Annotated in this window: 10 protein-coding genes; 6 read left to right on the top strand and 4 right to left on the bottom strand. The window is 57.3% G+C overall.

The features are described from left to right. Window positions 1-14 precede the first annotated feature (14 nt). Together EAW52_RS07495 and EAW52_RS07500 are read left to right on the top strand one after the other, a co-directional pair. Window positions 15-1,292: an acyltransferase gene (locus EAW52_RS07495; RefSeq protein WP_122041967.1), complete on the top strand. Its 1,278-nt coding sequence runs from the start codon at window positions 15-17 to the stop codon at window positions 1,290-1,292. A gap of 96 nt (window positions 1,293-1,388) precedes the next feature. Beyond that, window positions 1,389-1,973 carry a DJ-1/PfpI family protein gene (locus tag EAW52_RS07500; protein WP_122041968.1) on the top strand — a complete coding sequence of 195 codons (585 nt, stop codon included), beginning with the start codon at window positions 1,389-1,391 and terminating at the stop codon, window positions 1,971-1,973. 61 nt (window positions 1,974-2,034) lie between these two features. Here EAW52_RS07500 and EAW52_RS07505 read toward each other — a convergent pair whose 3' ends face one another. Then, window positions 2,035-3,558 (bottom strand): fumarate hydratase, encoded by a 1,524-nt coding sequence (locus EAW52_RS07505; protein WP_122041969.1) that lies wholly within the window; start codon window positions 3,556-3,558, stop codon window positions 2,035-2,037. Between the two features lie 303 nt (window positions 3,559-3,861). Here EAW52_RS07505 and EAW52_RS07510 point away from each other — a divergent pair, with 303 nt between their 5' ends. Together EAW52_RS07510 and EAW52_RS07515 are read left to right on the top strand one after the other, a co-directional pair. Continuing rightward, a complete protein-coding gene (locus tag EAW52_RS07510; protein ID WP_122041970.1) occupies window positions 3,862-4,971 on the top strand; it encodes a GGDEF domain-containing protein in 1,110 nt (369 codons plus the stop codon). Window position 4,972: 1 nt separating this feature from the next. Beyond that, window positions 4,973-5,911 (top strand): iron-sulfur-binding ferredoxin reductase, encoded by a 939-nt coding sequence (locus tag EAW52_RS07515; protein WP_122041971.1) that lies wholly within the window; start codon window positions 4,973-4,975, stop codon window positions 5,909-5,911. A gap of 43 nt (window positions 5,912-5,954) precedes the next feature. Here the strand turns inward: EAW52_RS07515 and pyk are convergent, their stop codons facing one another. Next, window positions 5,955-7,406, bottom strand: a complete 1,452-nt coding sequence (gene pyk, locus EAW52_RS07520; protein ID WP_010795261.1) for a pyruvate kinase — start codon at window positions 7,404-7,406, stop codon at window positions 5,955-5,957. Window positions 7,407-7,633: 227 nt separating this feature from the next. Between pyk and EAW52_RS07530 the strand changes: the two genes are divergently transcribed. After that, window positions 7,634-8,023, top strand: a complete 390-nt coding sequence (locus EAW52_RS07530; protein WP_010795260.1) for a tol-pal system YbgF family protein — start codon at window positions 7,634-7,636, stop codon at window positions 8,021-8,023. A 92-nt stretch (window positions 8,024-8,115) separates the two neighbouring features. Further along, window positions 8,116-8,475, top strand: coding sequence for a PilZ domain-containing protein (locus EAW52_RS07535; protein ID WP_010795259.1), 360 nt, complete (start codon window positions 8,116-8,118; stop codon window positions 8,473-8,475). Window positions 8,476-8,499: 24 nt separating this feature from the next. Here the strand turns inward: EAW52_RS07535 and EAW52_RS07540 are convergent, their stop codons facing one another. Together EAW52_RS07540 and EAW52_RS07545 are read right to left on the bottom strand one after the other, a co-directional pair. Further along, entirely contained in the window at window positions 8,500-9,831 is a 1,332-nt protein-coding gene (locus EAW52_RS07540; protein ID WP_122041973.1) for a DUF58 domain-containing protein, read from the bottom strand. Window positions 9,832-9,842: 11 nt separating this feature from the next. Then, entirely contained in the window at window positions 9,843-10,844 is a 1,002-nt protein-coding gene (locus EAW52_RS07545; protein WP_010795257.1) for a MoxR family ATPase, read from the bottom strand. Window positions 10,845-10,862 lie beyond the last annotated feature (18 nt).

Genomic DNA, 10,862 nt, shown 5'->3' on the forward strand with positions numbered 1-10,862 from the left:
AAGGAGTGAGCGTAATGCTCAAAATAGAAAAACAACGATTCATTGGGCTTGAATGGCTTCGCTTCCTGATGGGTCTTTATGTGGTCATCTACCACACCATTCATTTTTATCCCGAACGCAAAACCGTTCCGTTGCTGGACGAACTGACCAGTATGGGTTTTTTTGCGACCAGCACCTTCTTTGTACTTTCCGGGTTCCTGCTGGCGCACGTCTATCTCACTGATAACCAGATGCGAGAGCCTGCCAGGAGTTTCTGGGTTAAGCGATTTTCCAATCTGTATCCGATCCATATTTTCGCGCTGCTGTTTTCCATAGTCGTCGTAACCTGGATCGGCTTCATGGCCATACCGCCTGATGGAGCCAAGGCCAGCGTTCGGTTCGTGGTTTACGACACCAACGAGGTGCTGGCCCGAACCAATCCGGAACTGTTCCAGCACTACATGACCAATCTGGAGCTTGCGTTCAATGGGCTGCTGCAGATGACGATGCTGCAGGCCTGGAATCCCTACTACCTCACCTTCAATGCGCCGCTCTGGTCCATCTCGGCGTTATTCTTTTTCTATCTGGTCTTTCCCTATGCGGCGCCGCGCCTGATGCGTGCGCGCAACAAATGGGGTGTGCTTGCCATCATAGGCCTGTGCTACCTGATTCCTCCTGTTCTGGTGATCTGGAGCCAGGATTACGGCATGCCGTATACCGGTTTGCTGCAACGAGTCCCGTTGCTGCGCCTGCCGGAGTTTCTGGCTGGCATCGTGGCGTATGGCCTCTTCCGTCAGCAAAGTGAGCGAGGCGCGCAGCCAAGCCGGGTCATCCGCCTGGTGATGACCGGCTATCTGCTATTGAGTTTTGCAGTGGCCACCGCGCTGTTTACCCATGGTCCTAAATTCTGGTACTTCTTGCTTCATAACGGTTTGTTACTGCCGTCCCAATTGATACTGGTCTATCTCAGCGCATTGGCGCAGGAACCCAAGAGCGAATGGCTCAAACATTGGTCGCCTCGGCTGGGTGCGGCGTCATTGTCCATGTTCGCACTGCATGTGCCGTTGTCAGGACTGTTCATGACGCTCGAGAAATGGATTATGGGTGACTTCCCGCTGTGCTTTAGCAACTGGAGCGCGTGTATCGAGGCTGCCGGTCACGTAGAGAACGCCATCGAGGTTTACGGACTCTTCCTGCTGTTTGTGATTTTCATCTGTGTGATTTTCCAGGAACAGGCCGTGGCACCTACCCGGCGATGGTTGATCAGGCATTTGTTGCCCAAGGTAGAAAAGACCAGGCAACTGCCTACATAGCGCACAGGAAACTTTCAGGCGCCGGGTCTGCCAGGGAACTGCGGGTGGACCCTCTGCTCGAAGAACAGTCGAACCCACCTTTGGAAGGAGACTGCTATGGCGGCAAAGAAAATTCTCATGCTGGTAGGTGACTTCATCGAAGACTATGAAGTGATGGTGCCTTTCCAGGCGCTACAGATTGCCGGACACCAAGTGGATGCTGTCTGTCCAGGCAAGGCACCCGGCGATACTGTGCAAACCGCCATTCATGACTTCACAGGTGAGCAGACCTACAGTGAAAAGCCGGGCCATCGCTTTACGCTCAATGGGGACTTTGCCAAGGTACGTGTAGACGACTATGACGCTCTGGTCATTCCTGGAGGGCGGGCACCCGAGTATTTGCGCGTCAACGAACAGGTGCTTGAGCTGGTAAGAGGATTTTTCAAGGCTGACAAGCCCGTTGCTGCACTGTGTCATGGTCCCCTGATCCTGGCAGCGGCCGGCGTGCTCAGGGATGGCGTTGAGTGCAATGCCTATCCGGCGTGTGCGCCTGATGTCAAAGGGGGCGGTGGGACCTATATTGAATTACCCATGGACGGTGCTCATGTCAGCGGCAAGCTGGTAACCGGTCCGGTGTGGACCGCTCATGTGGAGTGGTTGCGCAAGTTTCTGGATATGCTCGGTACACGTATTGAGCCTTGAGTCAGTGGTGCAGATGCAATAAAGCCCGGCTGTACCGGGCTTTATTGTCCATCCTACAGGTTTAGGAAACCTCAACCGCCAGACTTTCAGCGATTTTCTTCTGCCAGATTTGCGGGCCGGTGTTATGCACGGACTCACCATTGCTATCGACCGCAACGGTAACCGGCATGTCCTTGACCTCGAACTCGTAAATCGCTTCCATGCCTAGTTCCGGGAAGGCCAGGGTCTTGGAGGCCTTGATCGCCTGGGCCACCAGATACGCTGCACCGCCTACGGCCATGAGGTAAACCGCCTTGTTGTCCTTGATCGCTTCAATAGCGATCGGGCCGCGCTCGGATTTGCCGATCATGCCGAGTAGACCCGTTTGCTCAAGAATCTGACGGGTGAACTTGTCCATGCGGGTAGCCGTGGTGGGGCCTGCCGGACCTACGACTTCGTCGCCAACCGGGTCGACCGGGCCAACGTAGTAAATGAAGCGACCCTTGAGGTCTACGGGGAGCGTCTCGCCTTTGTTCAACATATCGACCATGCGCTTATGCGCAGCATCGCGGCCGGTCAGCATCTTGCCGTTGAGCAACAGGGTCTCGCCTGGTTTCCAGGTCAATACTTCTTCCGGGGTTACCGTATCCAGGTCGACGCGACGTGCAGAAGGGCCGGCTTCCCAGACAATTTCCGGATAGGCATCCAGCGGCGGAGCTTCCAGGGCAGCGGGGCCAGAGCCATCCAGAATGAAATGGGCATGGCGTGTCGCTGCACAGTTCGGAATCATGCACACCGGCAGCGAGGCCGCGTGAGTCGGATAGTCCTTGATCTTGACGTCCAGGACTGTGGTCAAGCCGCCCAGGCCCTGAGCGCCAATACCCAGCTGGTTGACCTTTTCGAACAACTCCAGGCGCAGCTCTTCGATACGGTTCTGCGGGCCGCGGGCTTTCAGCTCATGGATATCGATTTCCTCCATGAGCGATTCCTTGGCCAGAACCGCTGCCTTTTCGGCCGTACCACCGATGCCGATACCCAGCATGCCGGGCGGGCACCAGCCTGCACCCATGGTCGGAACAGTTTTCAAAACCCAGTCGACGATAGAGTCGGACGGGTTGAGCATGGCCATCTTGGATTTATTTTCGGAGCCGCCGCCCTTGGCTGCAACATCAACCTCAACCTTGTCACCAGGAACGATGCTGTAGTGGATGACGGCCGGGGTGTTGTCCTTGGTGTTTTTGCGCGCGCCGGCCGGGTCGGCCAGGATGGATGCACGCAGGACGTTTTCCGGCAGGTTATAGGCGCGGCGAACGCCTTCGTTGATCATGTCGTCCAGGCTCATTGTGGCGCCGTCCCAGCGCACGTCCATGCCAACCTTGACGAATACGGTCACGATACCCGTGTCCTGGCAGATCGGACGGTGGCCGGTCGCACACATGCGCGAGTTGATCAGGATCTGGGCCATGGAGTCGCGTGCGGCAGGGGATTCCTCACGCAGGTAGGCCTCATGCATAGCCTGGATGAAATCCACGGGATGGTAATAGGAGATGAACTGCAGGGCATCAGCAACGCTCTGGATCAGGTCATCCTGCTTGATCACGGTCATGTACGCGCTCCTTATTAGGCTATCAGTACTGCGCGGTTCTCGTGTCTCGTCCGTGGCGTCGTTTTGGAAGCAGGCGAAAGTCGTCTGATCACGAAAAGCAGCGTCCGGGCGCGCAGGTCCGGCTTCCAACACTGAGAAAAGAAGTCCAGACACCACGTCTAGGGTGTAGCCGACACGACAAAGGCGGGGCAGTATAGCGCTATGAGACGCTTGAGCGAAGCCGACCAGCTGATAAGGAAATACGTCACAGAAACAGGGTAAACTGCTGGCTAATTGCTATGCCATGGATCAGGTGTCGTCACCATGCGGGATCTTACTGTCACGCGCAGCATCAATGCGTTTGTCATTGGTCATCAGGTATTGCCTCTAGCCGTGGTTGTGCTGGCGTTGCTTCCGCTGCTGTTATCTACGGCTGCGGGGTTCTATTCATTTTCGATCAGCTCTTTTTTTGCCGACACGCTGGGCTTTCTGGCGGGAGTCGCCGTGATGACGGTGGTGATTGTCTGGGCCGGTGGCAAGCATCTGAAGGCCTTGCCGCTTGAGCCCTATATCATTGTCTCGATTCTGTTTCTAACGTATTCCCTGACCCATATCGTGCATTTGCGCGGTACCTTTCTGGTGTCTTATGTACTCGTATTGATGCTGGGTATATTTCAGATACGACTGGCGGCGTTTGTACGCTGTGCGCTGCTGGCCTACGGTGCCTATGTAGGGTTGTGCCTATGGATAAACCTTGAGCCACAGGACAGTCGGACCGTCAGAATGATGATTGTCCAGAGCATCATATTAGCCATTGTTCTGGTTTCCATGGTGCTATTTGCATGCTACCACCACCGTATCCGCTACCAGCTCAACGTTCGGCGGGCCGATCTGGAGCGGCATCAGGACAACCTGCGCCATGTGATGCGTCAGTTGGAAGCTCAGGTGATTACGGACGAGCTGACGGGGCTGCGTAATCGCCGTTATTTTCTGCAAATAGCCAGTGAGGCGCTTCATCGGCTGGGGCATGGCCGGATGCACGGGCTGGCATTGATCGACATGGATTTTTTCAAGCAGATCAATGATCAGTTTGGGCATGGAATAGGCGATCTGGTGCTTAAAACGTTTGCCAAGGTAGGCGAGGCCTGCTTGCGAGAGCAGGATGTCCTGGCACGTTACGGCGGAGAAGAGTTCGTCCTCCTGCTGCCCTTTAGCGATCCGCAGCAGCTGGTAGTCTGCTGTGAGCGTTTACGTGAAGCCTTTTCAAGGACGGTTTTCGAGCACGCTGATCTGGGCACCTTGACCGTTTCGATCGGCATGAGCCTCATCATGACCGGACGTACCCTTGAAGAGTCGTTACTGCTGGCTGATCAGGCGTTGTATCGTGCCAAGCGTAATGGGCGTAATCGCTGTGAGGTTTCATGGGAGAGCTGACGTGCCTAAGCTTGAGGTAGGAGCATCGGTCTGGACAGTCGAGTCGGATCGCACTCTGCTCGACAGCCTGCTCGACGTAGGCCTGGCGGTGCCTTTCAGCTGTCGGGCGGGCAGTTGCCATGCATGTCTGGTTCGGTGTCTTGAGGGGCATGTTGCAGACGCGCAGCCGGAAGCGCTACTTCCTGAACGGCGGGCCGAAGGATGGCGGCTGGCCTGCCAGTGCCGTATTGTAGGTGATGTTCGGGTATCGATCTTCAACCCTGAGGAAGATGGGATTCCTGCGACGCTGACGGCTGTCGATTGGCTAGGTGCAGATGTGGTTCGCTTACGTATGCAGCCGGAGCGTTCCGTACGTTATCGACCGGGGCAGTCCGTAGTGCTCTGGCTCAACGGTATTGCTCGCTCCTATTCCATAGCCAGTTTGCCTGGAGAGGCACCTTGGCTTGAGTTTCACATCGATTGCAGCCGTCCGGGCCAGTTCAGCACTGCCGCACGCGTAATAAAGCCGGGTGATCGATTGTGCCTGGGTGTATTGAATCCCAGTGCGCTGCACTATCCGGCGGAACAACCCGATTCTCCGTTGCTGCTGCTGGGCTCCGGCTCAGGATTGGCGCCGCTTTGGGGCATTCTTCGTGAAGCGCTGGATCAGGAGCATGCTGGGCCGATCACGGTAGTACACCGGGCGCGCGGGGCGTCTGGGCATTACCTGAGGCCAGCATTGGATAGGTTGGCCGCCGAGCAACCCGCGCTGAGTGTCGAGTACCTGGATGAAAAGGGGTGGGAGCCGTGGCTCAAGACTTTGCGGCTATCCAGTCGGCGTACGATCGCGTTGGTTTGTGGCAGTCCCGCATTTGTTGAGGCTGTGTCCCGTCGATTATTCATGGCAGGGCTTCCGCGGGGACAACTGCTGACAGAGACCTTTGTGTCCAAGGCTCTCTAGCATTAAAAAAGCCGCCCGAAGGCGGCTTTTTTGTGAGCAATAATCAGACGAGCAGATCACCGACACGGTACATCTTCATGGTGTTGGTGCCGTCACGCTTGGTGTAGCTGTCGCCCTTGGTCAGAATGACCCAGTCGCCACGCTCCACGATGCCGCGCTTGAGCAGTTCGTCTACGGCATTCTGGCTGACTTTGTCGGCCGGCATTGACTTGGGATCGAACGGAATGGTGTAGACGTTGCGGAATAGTACAGTGCGCGCCTGTGTTATGCGGGATGAAGCAAACGAGAAAATCGGAACGGAGGATCGTAGGCGAGACATGATCAACGGGGTATAACCACTGTCGGTCAGGCTGATGATGGCCTTCACGCCCGGGAAGTGGTTAGCCACATAGATGGACGCCAGCGCGATACTTTCGTCCCAACGGGTAAAGGTCTGCCCCAGGCGATGGCTGGACAGCTTGCTGGTAGGCTGCTTTTCAGCACCGATACAGATGCGGGCCATCGCCTTGACGGCCTCAACCGGGTACGCACCGGCAGCCGTCTCGGCGGACAGCATCACGGCGTCGGTGTTGTCGAGTACGGCGTTGGCAACGTCAGACACTTCGGCGCGTGTCGGCATCGGGTTAGTAATCATCGACTCCATCATTTGCGTAGCCGTGATAACCGCTTTGTTGAAGCGGCGCGCATGGGAAATGATGCGTTTCTGGATGCCTACGAGTTCGGCATCGCCAATCTCGACGCCCAAGTCACCACGGGCCACCATGACTGCGTCACTGGCCTGAATCAGACCGTCCAGTGCTTCGTCATTGGCTACAGCTTCGGCGCGCTCGATCTTGGCCACCAGCCAGGCCTTGCCGCCGGCTTCTTCCAGCAGGCGACGGGCTTCGTGCATATCTGCCGCATCACGTGGGAAGGACACCGCCAGATAGTCCACTTCCATGGAGCTAGCAAGTTTGATGTCTTCGCGATCCTTGTCGGTCAGGGCCGGTGCGGTCAGACCGCCGCCGCGACGGTTGATGCCCTTGTGGTCCGACAGCGGGCCGCCGATCAAAACGACGGTATGCAGTTCATTGGCCGTTACGCCTTCGACGCGCAGTACCACGCGGCCGTCATCGAGCAGCAGCTCATCGCCGACATGGCAATCGGTCACGAGGCCCGGATAGTCGATACCAACGACCTCCTGGGTGCCAGCATCACGTGGATGGGCCGTGGACAGACGGAAGGTGTCGCCTTCCTTGAGCTGAATGCGCTTGTCAGTGAATTTGGCGATACGGATCTTGGGACCCTGAAGATCGCCCAGCAAGGCCACATGACGGCCATGCTTGGCAGCCAGTTCGCGTACCAGCTGACCCCGTGCACGGTGTTCATCCGGGGTTCCGTGAGAAAAGTTCAGGCGGGCCACATCGATACCGGCAATGATGAGCTGCTCGAGCACCTCAGGCGAATTGCTGGCTGGGCCAAGGGTGGCAACGATTTTGGTACGGCGATAAATCATTCAGGTTTTCCTTTCAGATGGTTTCAACCGTGATCGGCAATGAAACGGGCCGAATCTGACGTTTGGCTTCAAAGGCTACTGTGCATTGTAGCCTTGCTGAGCGTCCAGGCACATGAAAGGTTTCATCTCCGTGCGGCAATCCTAAAAAAGTAATGCTTGAATTAACCGGTGAGCTGCGCTTCAGGCCTGGACGAGCCTGCCGATAACCCGGCAACGGAGGATCAATCATGCGTCATATCTTATTTTCGCTCGTCGTCGTGTCGCTGGCCGGCTGTACGGGTGCGTCCATGAATCGTCATATGGACAAGGCTTACGATGCCTATACTGAGGGTGACTGCGATCAGGTCATGCTGGAGCTGTCCCAGGCCGAACGCAAGAGCCGGGCTCGCCCGTGGGTTCAGCCGGAGATTTCCATGCTGCGTGGTCAATGCCTTGAGCGGCAGCGTTTGTATGTCGATGCGGTGGAAACCTATCGCTTCATCGAGAGGCGTTACCCCAGCAGCGAGTATGCGTACCGGGCTCGGGCCAGAATCGATACGCTCACCCAGCTGGGGCTCGATGGTTCCAGACCGGTAATCGTTCAGCCGCAGCCGCTCAAGCCGGTGCTGGCCAAGTAAAGATGCCCTTTCGCATGCTTCTGGTTATGCTTGTGGTCTGATGGGTGCCGACTGGAGCGGCATCAGACTGCAGTGACTTCCGGGATGGGTCCATGAAACAGAATCGTCATATCGAGCGCCATCAGTTACCGTACTTTCTGAAGGTGTTCAATCGTTTCACTGACAGGCCCATGGGCTATCTGGGTAATATTTCCCTGGACGGGATGTTGCTCATTAGCCAGCTACCGCTGCTGGTTGGGGCCAGATTCGAATTGCGTTTGAAGGTGCCGGGTCAGGACGGGCAGTTGCACTTCATTGACTTCGATGCCAACTGTCAGTGGAGCCGGGAAGACGTAACGCCAGGGTATTACGATTCAGGCTTCTCGATCTCGGCGCCACCGCATGAGTTCACCGAGCTGGTGGAATCGCTGCGTAACTATTTCAGCTTTCACCCCATGCAGCAGTCCGTTTAGGCAGACGAACGCTGCAAGGCTTAGTCAGAGGGTTCCGGCACGTTTCCAGGTGAGATACTGATTGACCAGTTCAGGGCCTAGGGCGGCCGGACGTGTATCGATGAGCGCAACACCTTGGGCCGACAGGCGCTCGTGCAGCGACTCCCTGGCCTGGCGGTAATCCATGGCCCCACAATATTCCAGCGCATCCTCGTAGGTTTCTATCACCTGCTGCATCTTCGTATCCAAGATATCTTCACGCAGGCTGGCAATCAGCATGCGGTGCTGGCGACCGATATGGCCAAGGGCAAGCCTTAGATCATCGTCATCTTCATCACGCAGGTTGGTGACCAGAACGATCAGGGCACGGCGACGCTGGCGGCTGAGAAGCTGCTGGGCGGCTGAACTGTAATCGGCAGGGGTCAGTGTAGGCTTGAGGTCATAGACGGCATTGAGCAGTCGGCCCAGCTGCCCATGGCCTTTGGCAGGCGCCACGTGCCGTGGTTGCTCATGAGCAAAGGTGCTGATACCTACGGCATCGCCCTGGCGAAGGGCAACGTGGGCCAGAAGCAGGCACGCATCCAGAGCCTGGTCGAAATGCGACAGCTCACCGTCCTGGCTACGCATACGCCTGCCGCAGTCCAGGAGCAGCAGGATCTGCTGGTCCCGTTCCTCCTGATATTCGCGGGCGATGGGCATTTTCTTGCGTGCCGTGGCTTTCCAGTCCATCTGCCGCAACGTATCGCCCTGGCGAAACTCTCGCAGCTGATGAAACTCGAGCCCCAGGCCTCGTCGAGGTTTCTGCCTGACACCCAGTTGACCTAGCCATTGCTCGCCCGCCAGAGGCGATGAGCTATAAAGACGGGCAAAGTCCGGGTAGACCCGTGCGTCTCCAGGGTGCTCCAGCCGGTAACGGCGCTGCCAGAATCCCAGTGGGCTGGGCAGGATACAATCACAGGCCGGAAAGCGGATATGCCCTCGCTCCAGAGGCCTGATTCGGTAGTGCGCCTCGGTCTGCTGGCCGGGCTTTAGAGTCATCTCCAGCGGTAGATGCTCGTGGGCCACGGAGGCGGGAATATGGTCGAACAGCGTGACGGAGCATTCGCGGGGATAGGAATGATACAGCGTAAGCTGAACGTCGCTCCAGCGTCCCAATGATAACTGCCCGGGCAGCGTACGCTTCAGGATGGGAGGGGCGCGTCGATAGGTACTGACAGCATCGCCTCCGGCCATCAGCAAAAGCGCCAGCAAAGCGCCCCACCAGACGGTATGTAGCGTGTCAGCCACGGAGAGGCCCAGCGCCTCGAGCGTACCTAGGATCAGTGCTGTCCCAAGCAGTCCGGTCAGGATCAGCAGAAAACGTCTGGAGGGCTTCATAAAGGCGCGAATTAGAGGCGAGGGGCTGGGGATTGATCAATGATCTGCCGCAGCACCTGATCAACCGTAATGCCGTCGATTTCAAGTTCTGCCGACAGTCTAATCCGGTGGCGCAAAACGGGCAGGGCACACTGCTTCACGTCATCGGGCAGAACGAACTCGCCACCCCGCAGCAGGGCTCGCGCACGCGCGCCGCGGAGCAGGGCGATAGAGGCACGTGGCCCGGCGCCCAGCATGATGCCGGGCCAGTTACGGGTTGAGCGCGCCAGCCGCACGGCATAATCCAGCACTTGGTCGTCCACCGGCAGGTCCGCTGCAATCTTTTGCATGGCCATGATTTCCTTGGCTTGCAGTATTGGGCGCAGAGGCGTGACATCCAACATGTCGCTGCGTGTGGAGCGAGTGACCTGTCTGACCAGGGCGCGTTCGTCTTCTTCGCCGGGATAGTCGATATAGAGCTTGAACATGAAACGGTCCAGTTCCGCCTCTGGCAGCGGATAAGTGCCTTCCTGCTCTATCGGGTTTTGGGTGGCTAATACCATGAAGGGTTGAGGAACTGGCAGCGCTCGGCCTTCCAATGTAATTTGCCGCTCCTGCATGACTTCAAGCAATGCCGCCTGGGTTTTTGCTGGCGCACGGTTGATCTCGTCGGCCAGCAAAAGGTTGGTAAAGGCAGGTCCCTTGCGCAGCTTGAACTGCTCCGTCGCCAGGTCATAGATGGCATGACCTGTGATGTCGCTGGGCATGAGGTCCGGCGTGAACTGAATACGTGCAAAACTGCCTTCGAAACAGCGAGCCAGCGCGCGAACCAGCAGGGTTTTGCCCAGTCCGGGTGCACCTTCGATCAAGACATGCCCCCCAGCCAGCAGGGCGGTCAGGACATCATCAATTACTGTGCTCTGGCCTATCAATGCCTTGTTGAGGGCTTGCCGCAGCGATTGAGCGAGGCTGCTGGCGCGTTGACGCTGTGCCGTATGATCAGGGGGCGTGGGAGTCGCAGTAGGCTCGGTCATGGCGTATTTCCTTGAGTA

The organism is Pseudomonas sp. LTJR-52, from assembly GCF_003691465.1.
Classification (GTDB): Bacteria; Pseudomonadota; Gammaproteobacteria; order Pseudomonadales; family Pseudomonadaceae; genus Chryseomonas; species Chryseomonas luteola.